The organism is Arthrobacter sp. Y3223151, assembly GCF_059091125.1.
This window is the reverse complement of sequence record NZ_JBNHGI010000001.1, coordinates 584,351-600,665: the sequence shown is the minus strand read 5'-3', so window position 1 is coordinate 600,665 and position 16,315 is coordinate 584,351. Positions and strand designations below refer to the sequence as shown.

Sequence of the window (16,315 nt, the reverse complement as noted above, 5' to 3'; positions counted from 1 at the left end):
CGCGCCAACGGGCCCGCTTGCGTCAGGCGCGGTCGGCACCGCCGCCGCGACGCGCTTCGCCCGCGGCCCGGTAGGCAAAAACCGTGGCCGCGACGGCCAGCCCGGCGGCGATGATCCCGAACGGGTTGCACAGCGCGGTGGACATTCCCAGGGCGGACGGACCGGCCAGCAGCGACATGATGGACGCGCCCTCTCCGGCGCCGCCGCCGAAGTCCGGGACGGTGAAGCCGAAGGCGAACGCCAGCAGCCAGGCCAGCGCCGGCGCCACGACGGCCCGCACCGGGAGCAGCAGGCCCCGGCGGGCGGTCTCGAGGAGCTTCACGCCGGTCAGCAACAGCAAGACCAGCAGCACCGGGCCCAGGCTGATGCCCAGCCAGAGCACCATCTGCCCGCCGATGCCAAACAACACGCGTCCGGCCACCACCCACAGCGGCACCAGCACCGCCATCGGAATCGCCAGCCAAAGGACCAGGGTGCGGAGAAAACCCTGGCGGACGGCCGAGGGCGGCGGGACGACGGTACTGCTCATGCCCTCATGATAGGCGTGGTTCCCGGGCTCAAGCCCCTTCGAGCGCCTGTTGCGTGGCCAACGTGACATAGCGCGCGGCCTGGGCCATGGCCTGTTCCCGGCTGCCTGCCGCCTCGACCACGCTGGCGGCCGCATGCACCCCGTGTTCGGCCAGCCGGTCCGGCGCCAGGTCGATCTGCCCGGCGACGACGACGGCGGGGATGCCCCGTGCCTGGGCACGCCCGGCGACGCCCAGCGGCGCTTTCCCGAATTCGGACTGCCGATCCAGCGACCCCTCGCCGGTCAGCACCAGGTCTGCGTCCGCCAGGGCGGCCTCGAGGCCCACCAGATCGGCGACGACGTCGAACCCCGGCTCCACCCGGACCCCGGCCAGCGCCAGGAAGCCGGAGGGGAAGCCGCCGGCCGCGCCCGCGCCCGCCACGTTGACGTCGCGGCCGGTTGCCTTCAGCAGCAGCTGGGCCCAGTGCTGCAGCGCCTCGTCGAGCAAGCGGCGCGAGACCGCGTCGGCGCCCTTCTGTTCCCCGAAAGCGTGCGCCGCCCCGTCCGGCCCGTACAGCGGATTCGAGACGTCTGCCGCTATCCGGATCACGGTCTCCGCCAGGCGCGGGTCCAGGCCGGAGGTATCCAGGTGGTCCGCGGTGGCCAGGGCCGCGCCGCCGAGCAGGACTTCGGCGCCGCCGCCGGTAAGCACCTTCAGGCCCAGCGCGCGGAGGGCGCCGGACCCGCCGTCGGTCATGGCGGAGCCGCCCACCCCGAGCACGATCTCGGTGGCGCCGGCGTTCAGTGCCGCCTCAATCAGCTGGCCGGACCCGTAGGAGTGGGCCGTGAGCGCCGACTGCACGCTGGGCTCGGTGAGCAGCAAGCCGGATGCCCGCGCGGTTTCAATGACGGCGGTCTTGCCGTCCGGCCGCTCCAGCATGGCCCAGGACGCGGTGACCTCACGCTCCAGCGGCCCCACGACGCGTTCGGTGTGCTCGGCCGCACCGGCGGAGAGGGCAGCCTCCAGGGTGCCCTCGCCGCCGTCGGCAACCGGGAGCAGCTGCACGTGGGCGTCCGGGTAGACCCGCAGCACGCCTTCGGCCATTGCGGCGGCCGCCTCGGCGGCCGTCAAGGTTCCCTTGAACTTGTCCGGTGCAATCAAGACCTTCATGCGGACTCCCTCTGCGGCCAGCTGCCGCGTTCAGCCATCACTTCGGCCAGAATATCGGCGCGGTCGGAGACTATGCCATCCACTCCCAGTGCCAGCAGCCGTTCCACCTCTGCGCGGTCGTTGATAGTCCACACGTGCACCTTTAGGCCGGCCCGGCGGCAGCGCCGCACGAACCCGGGCGTGACTACCGTGAACGGACCGTACTTCACCGGCACCTGCACCGCGTGGACGCGGACCAGCCGGGCCAACAGGCCCGCCAGACCTATATACCCCGAAAGATATATTGCCAGCGTCGCATATACGCCGCCGGATCCCGCGACGGGGCGGCTCAGGCCGCGCAGCACGCGGAAGCGGCGGCGGTCGGAAAAGGAAGCCACCAGCACGCGGTCGTGCGCGTCGTAGGCCTCGATCAGCCGGGCCAGTTCGTCCGCGGCGGCCATGTCTTTCACGTCCACGTTGAGTCGCACGTCCGGCCACGCGGCCAGCAACTCCTCGAACGTGGGGATCGGCTCGCCGGAGATCCGTACCTGCGCCAGCTGGCCGGCCGTGTGCGCCGCCAGTTCGCCGCGGCCGTCGGTAGTACGCTCCAGTGTCCGGTCGTGGAAGGCCACCAGCACGCCGTCGCGGGTGGACCGGACATCGGTCTCCAGGTAGGCGTAACCGAGATCGACGGCCGCGCGGAAGGCCGCCATCGAGTTCTCCCGACCATCCAACGAGAAACCCCGGTGCGACATGGCCAGGGGCCGGCCCTGCCCGGAACCGGGAAACGTAGGATTGAGGTACGGGCTGGCGCTGCTCACCTTCGGTACTCTACCGGGCCCGCCACGACCGCCGATGAGGAGGAATCCATGCGTCTTGCCGTAGTGCAGGCTGCCGGGCTGCTCGGCGACGGGTCGCGGCGGCGGTGCCGGAAGTGGCTGGAACAGGCGGCCGGCCTGGAGGCACGGCTGCTGGTGCTGCCCGCCGGGTTCGCCCCGGAGTTCCGCCGCGAATTGGGCGGCCTCGCGGCAGAACAAGGGGTCGCGGTGGCGGCCGGCGGCAGCACCCACGGCAACGGCCCCGAACTGTGGCTGTTCGATGCGTACGGCGGGCTCCAGGCCTGCACGGACGCCGCCGCGGTCGTGCCGCTGGAGGGGCTGCTCATCGGGCTGGCTACGGAGGACGACGCCGGCGCGGTCGCCCTGCCGGCGGGCGGCACGTCCCGGCGGTCGGTCTCCGACGACGGCGCGCAACTGCTCGTGGTGCCCGGCGGCAGCAGCGGCCGGGACGGCTGGTTCCGTGCGCTGGCCCGCCGGGGAGCATCTGCGCCGGCGGTGGCCTGGAGCGGACCGGGCCACAGCTTCATCGCTGCGCCGCAGACGGGGGTGGTGGCCCAGGCCGGCCTGTATGAAGAGCTGATAGTTGCAGACATAGAACCGCCCCGGCGCGGCCGGAGCATCGGCCCCAGCTGGTTCGCCCGCCGGTATCTGGACGAGCGTCCCGAAACCCGGCGGGAGGCGGCGCCCGCCGGAGCGGCGCGAGGCTCCTGACCCCGGGACCCCCGCGGGTTTCAGGCCCCGTGCGAGGCCTGCCGCCGGCCCGCCAGCCGTTCCTCGATCACCTGGGCGACGCCGTCCTCGGCGAACGCCGGGGCGCGGAACGGGGCTGCTTCCAGCGCGGTGCGGTGGCCGGAGGCCATCGCGTAGCCGGCCCCGGCCCACCGCAGCATTTCGATGTCGTTCGGCATGTCGCCGAAGGCCACCACGTCCTGGGGGCCGATGCCCAACGAACCGGCGTACTCGGCCAGGGTCACCGCTTTGTTGAGTCCCGGCCGTGCCATCTCGAGCAGCGGGTTGCCGGGGGCAGAATGCGTCACCGCGGCCAGATGCCCCACCGCCGGGCCCACCTCGGCCAGGAAGGCGTCGGGGTCGATGTCCGTCCCGCGGGCCAGCAGTTTCACGACCGAGTCGGAGCGGCGCAGGCTTTCCGGCAACAGTTTGGGCACGATGCCGTCCAGAAGCTCCACCGAGCCGGGCTGCAGAAAGTTCGGTTCCAGCAGGAATCCCTCGGTCGTTTCCGCCGCGAACGTCACCGCCGGGTGCAGGCCGAGGATGATCCGGCGAACCTCGAGGATGTTCGCGTGGGGCAGCGTCTGCGCCGAGAGCACCCGCTCGGCCACCAGATCGTAGAGCACGGCGCCGTTGGAGCAGATCACCCGGCCGCGGTGTCCGATCTGCTCGGCCAGCGGAGTCAGCCAGCGCGGGGGCCGGCCGGTCACGAAGACGATTTCCACTCCCGCGGCCGCGGCGCTGCGAAACGCCCGGACGGTGCGGGGGCTGATTTTGCCGTCCCGGCCGATGATGGTTCCGTCGAGGTCGCTGGCGATAAGGCGCATTGCACCAGTCTAGGGATGCGGCCGGCGGCGCAGGCGGCTAGCCCAGCTCGTGGCGGCGCGGCGGATTCGCCCCTGCCCGGGATACCGTGATGGCTGCGGCACGGGCAGCGTGCGCCATCACGTCTTCGAGCGTGGCGGAGGCCATGTCGCGCAGCTTCCCGCGGCGGGCCGAACCGGAGAATCCCGCGTTCAGCAGCGCATCGAGCAGCCCCGACATGTACGCGTCGCCGGCGCCTACGCTGTCAACGACGGCGGACGCCGGTGCCGCGACCTCTGCCGTCCCGGCACGGACCACTCCCCAGCTGCCCTTCGCCCCGCGCGTGACCACCACCGCGGCCGGCCCCCGCTTCAACCACGCACGGGCCGTCTCTTCGAGAGTACGGTCCGGGTACAGCCACCGCAGGTCTTCGTCGGAGGCCTTGACCACGTCGGCCAAAACCACGAACTTTTCGGCCTGCCGCCGGGCGAAGTCCCGGTCCGTGATCAGCGTGGGCCGGCAGTTCGGGTCGTAGCTGACCAGGGCCCGCGGATGGGCCCGCTGGACGGTCCTGTACACCGTGTGCGCGCCAGGCTCCAGCATGGCCGCGACGGAGCCGGTGTGCAGCCAGACCGTCTCGTCGAGCAGCCGGGGCCGAATTTTTTCGAGGTCCGGCAGTTCCCAGAGCAGGTCAAAAGAGTAATGGGCGGCGCCGGCGGGATCCAGGGTAGCGGTGGCAGCGCTGGTCGCCGACGCATCCGGATCCAGCGGCACCAGCACGGAGTTGCGGCGCAGATGGCCGTGGACCAGGTCCCCGAACCGGTCCTTGCCGTACCGGCCGACGAACTGGACCGGGTGGCCCAGCCGGGCCAGGCCCACCGCCACGTTCATCGGGCTGCCGCCGACGTGCACCCGCGGCGGCATCGTGTCGGAGCGGACGACGTCCACCAGGGCTTCGCCTATGACCGTGAGCACAGTGCCAACGTAGCAGAGCGCCGCCGGTTGCGGCACCGGCATCAGCCCAGGCCGGCCAGCACCCCGCGGATGCGCGCAAACGCAGCAGAGGCAGGATCGATCAGCGCATAGTGGTCACCGGGAACGAGCACGAGTTCGGCCGTCCCGCCGGCGGTCCGGGCGGCGGCGACATAGCGCTCGGACAGTTCCCTCGGCACGTCGGCGTCCTGGTCGGCGTGGAAGGCGTAGACGGGGACCGGCAGCGGCACGTTCCGCAGGGGATCGGCGAGCCGGTAGGGATGCGCAGCACCTGGATCAGCGTCCTCCGGCCGCCCGAGCAGGTTTTCGACGGCGCCGTCGCTCAGACCCAGCTCGTGGGCGCGCGCCACATCCAGCACCCCGGACTGGCTGAGCACCGCAGCGAGCTCCACCCGCGGGGCCGCGCCGGGCACCCGCACCCCCGACTCCTCCGACCGCAACCGGCCCCGCCCGGCCGCCCACACCGCCAGGTGGCCGCCGGCCGAATGGCCCATCCCCACCACCCGCTCGAGCGGGAAGCCGGACTCGTGCGCAACGTCGGCGAGCCGGTCGATGCCGGAGGCAACGTCGTCGAACGTCTCCGGCCAGCCGCCGCCGTTGCCTGCGCGCCGGTACTCGATGTTCCAGCAGACCCAGCCGCGGCCGGCGAGGTCCCGGGCCAGCGGGCGTCCGAGCTCGGCACCGTAGGCAGCGCGCCAGTACCCGCCGTGGATGATGACGACGACGGCGGTGTGCCGCCGCCGGGCGGGCACATACAGTTCCGCGTACTGGCTGGGATCCGGGCCGTAGCTGTGCCGGGTGTACTCCATCCCTGCACTGTAGCCGCCCGCCGCTACGGCGCCCCGTTGGAGACGCTGTCCTCCACCTCGCCCGAGCCTTCCGCGCTGCCATCGCCGGACATCCCCGCCACGGTGGTCCCCCGGTGGTTCAGCTTCCACGGCGCCGGCACCAGGCGCCCGCCGGCGGAGGCGCGCCCCTCCAGCCGGTCGATCAGCAGGTCCACCACGGTACCCACCAGCGGCTCCGGACCCACCGAGCTCAGCGGCGGTTCGGAGTGGTGTCCCAGATCCGAGGTGTCCACGCCGATGATCTCCATCTCCTCCGGAATCCGGAGCCCCGCCGCGGTGGCGGAGCCGGAGACGCACAGGGCCTCCAGGTCCGCCGTGGTGAAGAACGCCGTAGGCGGATCGGCCAACTTCAGCAGCCTGCCGGTCTCCTCGTAGGATTCACGCCAGGACCCGTGCGTTGCCCGCACCAGGTTTTCGTCCAGTTCTGCGCCGAGGTCGGCCATCGCCTGCCGGAACAACCCCAACCGGGAACCCCGGGGACCCGGGGCCGGCCCGCCCCGGTGCAGCACGGCGATGCGGCGGTGCCTGGCGGCAAGATACGCAGCCGCCTCGGCGATGCCGACCTCCGCGTCCACTTTCAGCACGTCGAAGCCGTCAGGCTGGAGGAACTGCGACACAACCACCTGCGCCACGCCCCGGTCGGCGAGGTCCCGCAGGGTGTGGTCTTCCTCGGGCGTTTCGGTGCTGAAACCCAGGATGGCGCCGTCCGCGCCGCCGGAGAGCATGAAGTTCCGCCATGCCTCCTGGCCCAGCAGGACCACCACCCGGTACCCGTGCTCCGGCAGCACACGGTTGGCAACCTCCGCCAATTGCCGGTCCCAGGCCGAATCCAGGTTTTCCACCACGACGGCCACAGTGTCCGTCCGTCCGCGGCGCATGCCCCGGGCGGCGTGGTTGGGCACATATCCCAGCGACTTGGCCGCCTCGATGACCCGGGCTTTGGTCGGTTCGCTGATCCTCGTTGAACCCCCGTGCCGGCCGGACAAGACGTATGAGACCGTTGCCAGCGAAACGCCGGCCCGCTCGGCGACGTCGCGAATAGTCGGCTTAAATGAACTCCCCATGATGCAGTTCTGCCTTCTTCCCCAAGAATCATCCCCCGAAACTTCCCCCCAGAAGTTCCCCTGGGTAAAGACTAACGATTCATCGGCAGAATGATAGGGGTAGGGTCAAAATTTTTGAGCGGCAGCTCCGCGGCTCAGGCCTGGACCTGCGGGATTTCGACGACGACATCCGACGGCTTCTTGTCCGGCCGGAAGCCGCGCCAGACCGGGTGGCGGAGCTTTCCGGACCCGGTGCGTTCGCTGAACTGGACCTCGCCGACCAGCGCGGGCCGCACCCAGTGCGCGTCGGACGCGTCCGCCGACGGCACGCCCTCCAGCGGCGGGGTCTTGCGTGACATCTTCTTCAGCCGCGCACCGATTTCGGCCAGTTCACGTTCCGTCAGGCCGGAGCCGACGCGGCCGAGGTAGCTCAGCTCCACGCCGTCGGGCACGGCCACCAGCAGCGAGCCGACCTTCCGGGCCCGCGAGCCCTTGCCCGGCCGCCAGCCCACGATGACCACTTCCTGCGTCAGCTGGTTCTTGATCTTGATCCAACTCCTCGTCCGTAGGCCCGGCGCGTAGTTGCTGTCCGTGCGCTTGGCGATGATGCCTTCCAGGCCGACCTCCCGGCTGGCTGCGACCGCTTCGGCCACGCTGGCATCCAGCTCCGGCGGCACCTGGATATGTCCGTCGTCCGGCGCCTCCACCGCTTCCTTGAGGATTTCCCGCCGCTGGGAGTATTCCAGCCCAAGTGTTGGTGTTCCGTCCAGTTCCAGCAAATCGAAGAGGAAATACTCCACCGGGTATTTCGCGGCCGCGCGCTCGATATCCGCTTTCCTGGTGAGGTTCATGCGGTTCTGCAGGCGGCCGAAATCCGGCCGCCCTTTGGCATCGAGCGCGACGATCTCGCCGTCCAGCACCGCGGTTTGGGCCAGGACGTGGTCGGGCAGGTTAGCCAGTTCCGGGTAGGTCTTGGTCATGTCGATGCCGTTGCGGCTGACCAACCGCACGGCCCCGTCGGCAACGACGGCGACGGCCCGGATTCCGTCCCACTTCAATTCGTAGGCCCAGCCCTCCTCCTCGTCGATGGAGGCCTCGGTGCCCTGCACGGCCAGCATCGGTTTCACCGCTTGCGGCGCCCCGGCGTCCTGCGGTGCGGAGCCGGCATCATCCGCCGGCGCGGTGGTGCCGGCCGCCGGCGCGGTGGTGCCGGCCGCCCGCGCGGCGCGCCCGGACCCGCCGCCGTCCGCCGTTTCGGCAGCAGGACGCGGCTGGTCCTTCATCAGGTGCATCAGCCAATTGTCCTTGCCGTCCTCGCCGCCGGTGCGGATCAGGGCGTAGCGACGCGGACCGGGGGGCCCGCCGTCGTTCGCCAGGCCGCCGTCGGGGCGCCCGTGCAGCACGATGATGACTTCCTGGCCCTCGCGCCACTTCTCCACTTCGTAGGTGCCGCTGTCCCAGATCGTCATCACCCCGGCGCCGTATTCGCCCTTCGGGATGGTGCCCTCGAAGGTGGCGTATTCCATGGGGTGGTCCTCGGTGTGGACGGCCAGGTGGTTCTTACCGGTCGTGACCGGCGGGCCCTTGGGCACGGCCCAGGACACCATCACCCCGTCATGCTCCAGCCGGACGTCGTAGTGCAGCCGGCGTGCGTGGTGCTCCTGGATGACGAAAACCGGTTCATCGTCCGACTCCCGCCGCTCGATCACCGCCGGCACCGGCTCGGGCGTACGGTCCGGGTCGCGCATCGAACGGTACGTGCTGAGCCGGTCCCGCCCCGGCTCCTGCAGGGACTGCTCGTCGGCGGTGCCGCCCGCCATGCCGGCCAGCGGGTCGCCCATCTCCTTGACGCGCTCCAGCACCTGCCTGAAGTCGAGGTGAGCCAGGTCCGGGTCTTCCAGCTCGGCCCAGGTGCGTGGCACCGCCACGGTGGGGTGCGGCCGGCCGCGCAGGGAGTACGGGGCAATCGTGGTCTTGGCCCAGTTGTTCTGGCTCCAGTCGACCAGCACCTTGCCCGTGCGCAACGACTTCTTCATGTCGCTGACCACGAGGTCCGGATGGTCGGCCTCCAGCAGGCGGGCCAGCTCGTGCGCCACCTGGCTGACGTCCTCCGAGGTCTGCTTGCCGTCCAGCCCGGCGTAAAGGTGGATGCCCTTGGAACCGGAGGTCACCGGCCGCGGGTCGAGCCCCATCCCTTCCAGGATGTCCTTGATCAGGAAGGCCACTTCGACGCACTCCGCCAGCCCGGCCCCTTCCCCCGGGTCCAGGTCCAGCACCATCCGGTCGGGATTGTTGATCTTGCCGCGCGGGCCGAACTTCCACTGCGGAACATGGATTTCCAGGGCCGCAATCTGCGCCAGCCACGTCAGGGTGGCCCGGTCATTGGCCAGCGGGTACACATTGATGTTGCTCTTGTGCTCGATGGTGTGCCGCATGACCCAGTCCGGCGCGGACTTGTCCAGGTTCTTTTGGAAAAACACCTCGCCCGGTTCCTCCGCCGTGCCGACGCCGTGGACCCAGCGTTTGCGCGTCACCGGCCGGTCCGCCGCATGCGGAACCAGGAACTCGGCGATCTCCGAATAGTAGGCGATCACCTCGGCCTTGGTAGTTCCGGTTTCCGGGTACAGCACCTTGTCCAAATTCGTCAGCCTGAGCCGGCGCCCGTCGACGGCTACGGTCTCCTTTTGGCTGGTTTTCCGGCTGGAATTCTGGCTGGCCATACCGCCAGTCTGTCCGCCGCGTGGCCGCTTGGCTAGGCCCTCGCCTCTGGCTTTGTACCGCCCGCGGGTGTTCACTAGTGGCATGAGAGCCATCTGGAAAGGCGCGGTGGCGTTCGGGCTGGTCAACGTGCCGGTCAAGCTCTACAGCGCCACCGAAGACCACGATGTGAGCCTGCACCAGGTCCATGACAAGGACGGCGGGCGCATCCGTTACCAGCGCCGGTGCGAGGTTTGCGGCAAGACCGTCGACTACCAGAACATCGACAAGGCGTACGACGACGGCGAGCACACCGTGGTGATCACGGACGAGGATTTCAAGTCCCTGCCGGTCGAAAAGAGCCGCGAAATCGAGGTCGTCGAGTTTGTCCCGAGCGACCAGATCGATCCGATCATGTTTGACCGCAGCTACTATTTGGAGCCGGATTCGAAGTCGTCCAAGGCCTACGTCCTGCTCCGGCGGACCCTGGAAGAAACGGACCGCACGGCCATCGTGCAGTTCGCGCTGCGGCAGAAGACCCGGCTGGCGGCGCTGCGGGTCCGCGGCAAGGTCCTGATGCTGCAGACCCTGCTGTGGGAGGACGAGGTACGGGAGGCCAGTTTCCCGTCGCTCGAGGAAACCGTGCGGATCTCAGCGAAAGAGAAGGAGATGTCCGCCGCGCTGGTGGAGTCGTTCTCCTCCGACTTCACGCCCGGGGATTACACCGACGAGTACCAGGAACAGCTGCGGACCCTGATCGAGGCGAAGCTGGAGCAAGGCGAGGCGCTGGATACGGCAAAGACCTTCGGCACGGACGAAGAGGAAGAAGGCGGCAAGGTTCTGGACCTGATGGAGGCGCTGCGCCGCAGCGTGGAGCAGAACCGGGAGGCCAAGTCTTCCGCCGGCTCCCCGTCCAAGAAGAAGTCAGGTTCCAAGTCCGAGGCGTCGAAGGGCGCCTGACGCGCGGTAACCGGACGACGGCGGGGCGGTTGACGACGGCGGGGCGGCCGACGACGGCGGGGCGGTGCCCACACCGCCGGGACCGCCTGCCGTTCGGCTACTGCCGGTAGTTTTCCACTTCCTCGGCCGGCCGGGTCTCTGCTTCGCCCGGGTCCTCGCCGGCCTTGCGCTTGGCACGGCGCTGGCGCAGCAAGTCCCAGCACTGGTCCAGCTGCTCTTCCAGGCGGCGCAGCTCGGCGGCGCGGGCGGCGGCCTTGTCCGGCTCCTCCGGCGCGGAGTCGCGCAGTTGTTGTTCCTTTTCGACCAACGCGCTGATGTACTTCTGGATGTCCTGGTCCATGGCACGCCCCTCCCGGCGGTAGTCACCTCAGGCTACGTCGCACGCCATCCGCGGGCTAGGGTTGCCGCCTCCTCAATGGACTGCGTTCTGTGGTTGACTTCCTGCAGGGCAATCCGGTGACGGGCGACGTGGAGGAACAGAAGACTCATGGCATATGGCGAGCTCGACACCTCGTCCGGGGTACCCCTGTATCGCCAGATCAGGGAAATCCTGCGCAGGGAAATAGCCGAGGGGATCGCTGATCCCCGGAAGCCAATGACCGAGGCGCAGTTGCTCAGCCGGTTCGAGGTCAGCCGGGCCCCCATCCGGCAGGCACTCCAGGAGCTTGCCAGCGAGGGGTACATTTACCGGAAACAAGGCAAGGGGACGTTCCCGGTCGTCGGCACCAGGGTCCAGCGGCCGGCCGACGTGCGCTCGGGGGCCCTGTACCAATACCTCGCCGAGAGCGGACTGCATCCGACGGGGAAGGTCGCCGGCATCGAACGGGTGGAACCGCCCGGCCGGATTCGGGACCTACTCGGACTCGAAGCGCACGAGCGGCTCCTGCATTTCACCCGCCTGATCTCGGTCGAGGATGAGCCTCTCGTCGAAGCCGACGTCTACATTAGGGCGCCCGAGGACTTCACCCCCACCGCCGCGGAACTGGAACGCGTTGGCTCCGCCTTCGAACTCCTCAAGAAAGAGTTCGGCATCGCACACGTCCGCGCCGAGCACGAAGCCTGGGCAACCGCGGCCACCGCCGAACAGGCCGCGACCTTCGGGGTAGCCGTGGGGAGCCCGTTGCTCGTCATCGAGACGGTCTTCTTCACCACGGGTGACCTGCCCGCCGGATGGCGCTCCGCGGTGCACCAGGCAGAGAAATTCAAGTACCGGTTCAGCACCGGCCGGTAGGCCGCGGCCGTGCGGGAAATCCACCCAATCCGCCACCCCCGACCGGGGATGTTTTCCGATGAATTGCCTTGACTTTGGCACTACATCATGTAAACCTAGTTGACAGGTAATCAAGGTCACATCAGCGGGAGGCCCGCGGCCGGTAGCGGACGCCAGGCCCCCCGATGGACTGCCTCCTTCGTTTACTACCGCCTGCACCGGTTTCGGCGAGGAATGAATCCAGAGGTCGCGGTGCATGATCCTTCCCCGCGTGACGTCTGCCATGGCGTGGCGTCAGACGAAAGGTTGTGCCATGACGGATACAACAACCCCCCACCCGACGGCCAATACCGTTCTTGGCCCCGTTCCCGCCCACGAACTGGGTGTGGTCGCGGTCCACGAGGCCCTGCTCTCGGTGGTCCCGGGAGCCCAGTACGCCCCGGACATCAGCATGGACCGGGCGGAGATCTTCGAGGTCCTGGCCGGAAAGCTGACCGACTTCCGCAGGGCCGGCGGCCAGACGATCGTGGACAGCACCGGCATGTTCCACGGCCGCGACGTGAAGCTGTACGAGGCGCTCTCGCGCTCGACCGGCGTGCACATCATCGCCTCCACCGGCATGGGTCCGGAGGAAATGCTCGGCGGCTACTTCCTCACCCCGCAGACCAACCCGCCGACCCCGTGGCCGGCCGAAAAGTTCGCCGACCTCTTCTCGAAGGAAGTCAGCGAGGGCATGGTGGTCCCGCGGGTCGAGCGCCGCGGAGCCGCCGGCCTGGTCACCAGCACCGCCACGCGCGAGGGCATGACCCCCACCGACGAGAGCCTGTTCCGCGGGGCGGCCCGGACCGCCCTGGCCACCGGCATCCCGGTCTCCATCCGCTACGGCGCCGACGCCCTGCACGACCTCGACGTCGTCCTCGACGAGGGACTGCCCGCCGGGCGGGTCCTCGTCGGCGGCCTGGACCGCCGGGACGTCGCGGACGCCGGCGCGGCGCTTGAGGTGGCCCGCCGCGGCGCCTTGGTGGGCCTGGACCACGTGGGACTGGACGACGACGGCGGCTATCTCACCGACCGCGAGCGGGCCGGACTGGTGCTCGAGCTGGTCAGGGCCGGCCACGCGGACCAGATCATCCTCTCGTCCAACGCGATCGGCGTGGCCAAGGGCCAGCCGGACTACGACCTGCCGTTCAGCCACGTGCTGACCACCTTCGTCCCCTTCCTGAAATCACTGGGTCTGGGCGACGACGACGCCCGCCGCATCCTGGTGGACAATCCGCGCAACTTGCTGGCTGTGCGCTGAGCACAGCAGCCCGCCATCAACAAGCTTTCGATACCCCTGAGGTGAAGGAATGACCAAGGTCAACACCGTGCTGGGAACAATCCCGGCTGAAGAACTGGAAATCGTGGCAGTCCACGAACACATCGGCTACGGCATGCCCGGCTCCGAGCTCGACACGCGATGGTGGAAGTCGCCGGAGCAGGCCTACGAGGAAACCGTGCCGAAGCTGCGCAGGTTCCGCGAAAACGGCGGCGGCACCTTCGTGGACGCCACCGGCATCTGCAACGGCCGCGACGTCGACTATTACAAGTCCCTCTCGGCCAAGACCGGCGTGCACATCGTGGCCTGCACCGGCTTCGTGGGCGGCGACACCGCCCTGCCCCACTTCGCACGGGCGTCGGTGGACTACCTGGCGAAGGTGTTCATCCACGAAATCACGGTGGGGATCGGCAACACGGGCGCCAAGGCCGGCGTCATCAAGGTCGGCGTGAGCCGCGGCGGCAAGATGACCGAACTCGACAAGCGAATCTACCGCGCGGCCGCCCGCGCCGCCGTCCTCACCGGGGTCCCGATCCTCACGCATCTGGCGATCGACCCCGAGCCCGCCGTGAACATCTTCAACGAGGAGGGCCTCCCGTTGGATCGCGTCCTCTTCGGGCACGCCGACGACGGCCTGAACGCACCGATCACGCCGCACGACTGGATTTACGAGCAGGGCGGCCGCATCGGCTTCGACACCTTCGGTTACGACCTCGAACTGCCCGACCCGCCGTTCTGGGGCCGCAAACGCGCCGAGCGCATGGAGCACTTCGTCAAGCTGGTGAACAAGGGCTACGCGGACAAGCTGCTCGTCTCGGCCGACGCCAACTGCAGCCCGCTGGGCTGGCCGGGCGTGAAGGGCCACACCATCAACTACATCTTCGATGACATGCTCCCGGACATGCGCGCCGCCGGCATCGACGACGCCACCATCAAGCTCCTCCTCGAGGACAACCCGGCCGACTTCCTATCCATCAAGGCCTAAGCCCCACTATTCATCCACCCGCCCCGCCACAGACGACGGCTGCGGGACCCCACCATTAATTTCACCCCCGAGGTCGCCCCGCGGCGTCCAGTGAAGGAACAACAGAACAATGCAGACTTCCGACATCCAGAACCTGAAGGTGGCCGTCGTGGGCGGCGGCTACGCCGGCGCTTCCGCTGCCCTGGCACTGCTGCAGCTCGGCGCCGACGTGCACGTCTACGAGCAGGCCCCCGAGCTTGGTGAAGTAGGGGCCGGCATCGGCCTGCGGCCGCCGACCGTCGAGGTGCTGCGCAAGTGGGGCGTGTTCGAAGAGTTCGCCAAGGTCTCCGCCCCTTCCGACGCCATCGAGGTCTACCAGGCCAACGGCGAGCTGATCGCCCGCGATCCGTGGCCGGGCATCAACGAGTACGAGCAGACCAACCACTGCCGCATGGTCCACCGCGGCGACGTCATCGAAACCCTGCTGCGCCTGCTGCCGGCCGAGCGCGTGCACATCGGCCACAAGATGATCACCGTCACCGACAACGGCGACTCCGCCACCGTGAAGTTCGAGAACGGCGTCGAGGTCACCGCCGATCTGGTCCTGGGCGCCGACGGCATCCGCTCCAGCGTCCGTAACCAGATCTTCGGCGAGGTCCAGCCGGTGTTCTCCCACACCATCGCCATGCGCGCCGTCATCTCCGCCGACGATGCCTACGGCCTGGTGGAGAACGACAACTTCCGCGTCTACGTGGGCCAGAACGGCACCACCGTGTACTTCCTGCCGCTGCGCCACCGCAACCAGGTGTCCTTCGACATCACCGCCCCGAGCGACGACACCGTCTGGGCCCCGGAGGTCACCCACGAGTACATCGGCCAGCTGCTGGAGGGCTTCGACGAGCGGCTGCAGAAGATCGGCCAGGAGCTGGACATCGCCTCGATGACCAACCGCGGCGTCTACGACATCGACAAGCAGCCGACCTGGCACACCAACAGCGTTGCCCTGGTGGGCGACGCCGCGCACGCCATGCTGCACCATCAGGGCCAGGGCGCCAACTCCGCCATGCAGGACGCCGCCTGGCTGGCAGACGCCATCAAGGAAGGCGCCGACCTGCAGGATGCCCTGCGCACCTACCAGGCCAAGCGCAAGCCGATCACCGATGTGCTGCAGGACATCTCCCGCAAGCCGTTCGACATCGGCGACTCCTTCCCGGAGACCACGTCCTTCGAGAAGGGAGCTGGTGTCGAGTGACCATCCACCCCGAGATCGGCAAACTCCTGGCCACGCTGCCGCCGTTCGACCACGGTACCCGGCCGGACCCCGAGGCCAAGCGCGCCGGAGACCTGCAGTTCGTCGCCCCGCTGGAGGACCGGCTGCCGCTGCACTTGGTCGAGGACACCGTTGCAGCCACTGCGGCGGGCGAGGTCCCGGTGCGGATCTACACCCCGGCGGAGGCGGAGTCCTTCGCGCTGCTGGTGTACTTCCACGGCGGCGCATTCTTCTCCGGCAGCCTGGAAACGCACGACCATGTCGCGCGGGCGCTGGCCAAGGAGAGCGGTTACAAGGTCATCTCCGTCGGCTATCAGCTGGCACCCGAGGCCGCCTTCCCGACCAGCCTGCAGGAGTGCTACGGCGTGGTCCGCTGGGCCGTCGAGCAGGGCGGGAGCCTGGCCTGGGACGGCAAGAACCTGGCTTTGGCCGGCGACAGCTCCGGCGCCAACTTCGTGGCGGCGGTGACGGCGATGGCCCACGACGAGGGCTTCGACCGGATCACGCACCAGGTCCTGTACTACCCGTCGCTGGACTTGGACTTCGACGAGGACCGCTACTCCTCGCTGTGGGAGAACGCCACCGGCTACGGCCTGGAGACCCCGGCGCTGAAGCCGTGGAACTCCTTCTACCTCGAGAGCGGCGCGGACCCGGCCGACCCGCTGGTCTCCCCGATCAAGCGCGAGGACCTCACCGGCCTGCCGAAGGCCCTGATCATCACCGCCGAGTACGATCCCCTGCGCGACGAGGGCGAACTCTACGGCCGGCGGCTGAAGGACGCCGGCGTGGACACCACCGTCAGCCGCTACGCGGGCGCCAACCACGGCTTCGTCCAGAACTTCTTCTGGATCCCGAACATGTACCGGGCCTACCAGGAAACGGGCGAGTTCCTCAACCGGGGCTGACCCCACCCACCCCGAACGCAGCGGCGGCGCGCACCCACAGGTGCGCGCCGCCGTCGTCGTTCGGGGCGTGGGACCGG

16 protein-coding genes are annotated in these 16,315 nt (G+C 69.2%); 7 read left to right on the top strand and 9 right to left on the bottom strand.

What is annotated here, in order from left to right; genetic code table 11:
• Positions 1–22 precede the first annotated feature (22 nt).
• From AC5RUP_RS02875 to AC5RUP_RS02865, 3 genes are read right to left on the bottom strand one after another with little or no spacing between them, the layout of a single operon-like run.
• On the bottom strand, positions 23–529 hold the full coding sequence (locus AC5RUP_RS02875) for a hypothetical protein (RefSeq protein WP_494158253.1): 507 nt from the start codon (positions 527–529) through the stop codon (positions 23–25).
• Between the two features lie 28 nt (positions 530–557).
• The gene (locus AC5RUP_RS02870; protein ID WP_494158252.1) at positions 558–1,679 is read right to left on the bottom strand and encodes a glycerate kinase; all 1,122 of its coding nucleotides are present in this window, start codon (positions 1,677–1,679) and stop codon (positions 558–560) included.
• The gene (locus tag AC5RUP_RS02865) at positions 1,676–2,479 is read right to left on the bottom strand and encodes a glycerophosphodiester phosphodiesterase family protein (RefSeq protein ID WP_494155112.1); all 804 of its coding nucleotides are present in this window, start codon (positions 2,477–2,479) and stop codon (positions 1,676–1,678) included. Before AC5RUP_RS02865 ends, AC5RUP_RS02870 begins: the two co-directional genes overlap by 4 nt.
• Positions 2,480–2,527: 48 nt before the next feature.
• Between AC5RUP_RS02865 and AC5RUP_RS02860 the strand changes: the two genes are divergently transcribed.
• The gene (locus tag AC5RUP_RS02860) at positions 2,528–3,208 is read left to right on the top strand and encodes a hypothetical protein (RefSeq protein WP_494158251.1); all 681 of its coding nucleotides are present in this window, start codon (positions 2,528–2,530) and stop codon (positions 3,206–3,208) included.
• Between the two features lie 20 nt (positions 3,209–3,228).
• On the opposite strand, the gene AC5RUP_RS02855 is transcribed toward AC5RUP_RS02860, so the two are convergent.
• The 5 genes from AC5RUP_RS02855 to AC5RUP_RS02835 form a co-directional block, all read right to left on the bottom strand.
• Positions 3,229–4,053 carry an HAD family hydrolase gene (locus AC5RUP_RS02855; RefSeq protein WP_494065414.1) on the bottom strand — a complete coding sequence of 275 codons (825 nt, stop codon included), beginning with the start codon at positions 4,051–4,053 and terminating at the stop codon, positions 3,229–3,231.
• A 37-nt stretch (positions 4,054–4,090) separates the two neighbouring features.
• Positions 4,091–5,005 (bottom strand): carbohydrate kinase family protein, encoded by a 915-nt coding sequence (locus tag AC5RUP_RS02850; protein WP_494155047.1) that lies wholly within the window; start codon positions 5,003–5,005, stop codon positions 4,091–4,093.
• A 41-nt stretch (positions 5,006–5,046) separates the two neighbouring features.
• Entirely contained in the window at positions 5,047–5,832 is a 786-nt protein-coding gene (locus AC5RUP_RS02845; RefSeq protein WP_494065412.1) for an alpha/beta hydrolase, read from the bottom strand.
• A 23-nt stretch (positions 5,833–5,855) separates the two neighbouring features.
• Positions 5,856–6,935, bottom strand: a complete 1,080-nt coding sequence (locus AC5RUP_RS02840) for a LacI family DNA-binding transcriptional regulator (protein WP_494065411.1) — start codon at positions 6,933–6,935, stop codon at positions 5,856–5,858.
• A gap of 134 nt (positions 6,936–7,069) precedes the next feature.
• Positions 7,070–9,634 (bottom strand): ATP-dependent DNA ligase, encoded by a 2,565-nt coding sequence (locus tag AC5RUP_RS02835; RefSeq protein ID WP_494158250.1) that lies wholly within the window; start codon positions 9,632–9,634, stop codon positions 7,070–7,072.
• 82 nt (positions 9,635–9,716) lie between these two features.
• Between AC5RUP_RS02835 and ku the strand changes: the two genes are divergently transcribed.
• Positions 9,717–10,571 carry a non-homologous end joining protein Ku gene (gene ku / locus AC5RUP_RS02830; protein ID WP_494065409.1) on the top strand — a complete coding sequence of 285 codons (855 nt, stop codon included), beginning with the start codon at positions 9,717–9,719 and terminating at the stop codon, positions 10,569–10,571.
• A gap of 97 nt (positions 10,572–10,668) precedes the next feature.
• Here the strand turns inward: ku and AC5RUP_RS02825 are convergent, their stop codons facing one another.
• Positions 10,669–10,911, bottom strand: coding sequence for a DUF2630 family protein (locus AC5RUP_RS02825; RefSeq protein ID WP_494154672.1), 243 nt, complete (start codon positions 10,909–10,911; stop codon positions 10,669–10,671).
• A 147-nt stretch (positions 10,912–11,058) separates the two neighbouring features.
• On the opposite strand from AC5RUP_RS02825, the gene AC5RUP_RS02820 reads away from it, so the two are divergent.
• The 5 genes from AC5RUP_RS02820 (at position 11,059) to AC5RUP_RS02800 (ending at position 16,238) form a co-directional block, all read left to right on the top strand.
• A complete protein-coding gene (locus AC5RUP_RS02820) occupies positions 11,059–11,802 on the top strand; it encodes a GntR family transcriptional regulator (protein ID WP_494154671.1) in 744 nt (247 codons plus the stop codon).
• Between the two features lie 292 nt (positions 11,803–12,094).
• Entirely contained in the window at positions 12,095–13,081 is a 987-nt protein-coding gene (locus AC5RUP_RS02815; RefSeq protein ID WP_494158249.1) for a phosphotriesterase family protein, read from the top strand.
• Between the two features lie 49 nt (positions 13,082–13,130).
• The gene (locus AC5RUP_RS02810) at positions 13,131–14,084 is read left to right on the top strand and encodes a phosphotriesterase family protein (RefSeq protein WP_494153546.1); all 954 of its coding nucleotides are present in this window, start codon (positions 13,131–13,133) and stop codon (positions 14,082–14,084) included.
• A 109-nt stretch (positions 14,085–14,193) separates the two neighbouring features.
• Positions 14,194–15,315, top strand: coding sequence for an FAD-dependent oxidoreductase (locus tag AC5RUP_RS02805; protein ID WP_494153547.1), 1,122 nt, complete (start codon positions 14,194–14,196; stop codon positions 15,313–15,315).
• The gene (locus AC5RUP_RS02800; protein WP_494153548.1) at positions 15,312–16,238 is read left to right on the top strand and encodes an alpha/beta hydrolase; all 927 of its coding nucleotides are present in this window, start codon (positions 15,312–15,314) and stop codon (positions 16,236–16,238) included. The genes AC5RUP_RS02805 and AC5RUP_RS02800 overlap by 4 nt, the downstream gene beginning before the upstream one ends.
• Positions 16,239–16,315: the final 77 nt, after the last annotated feature.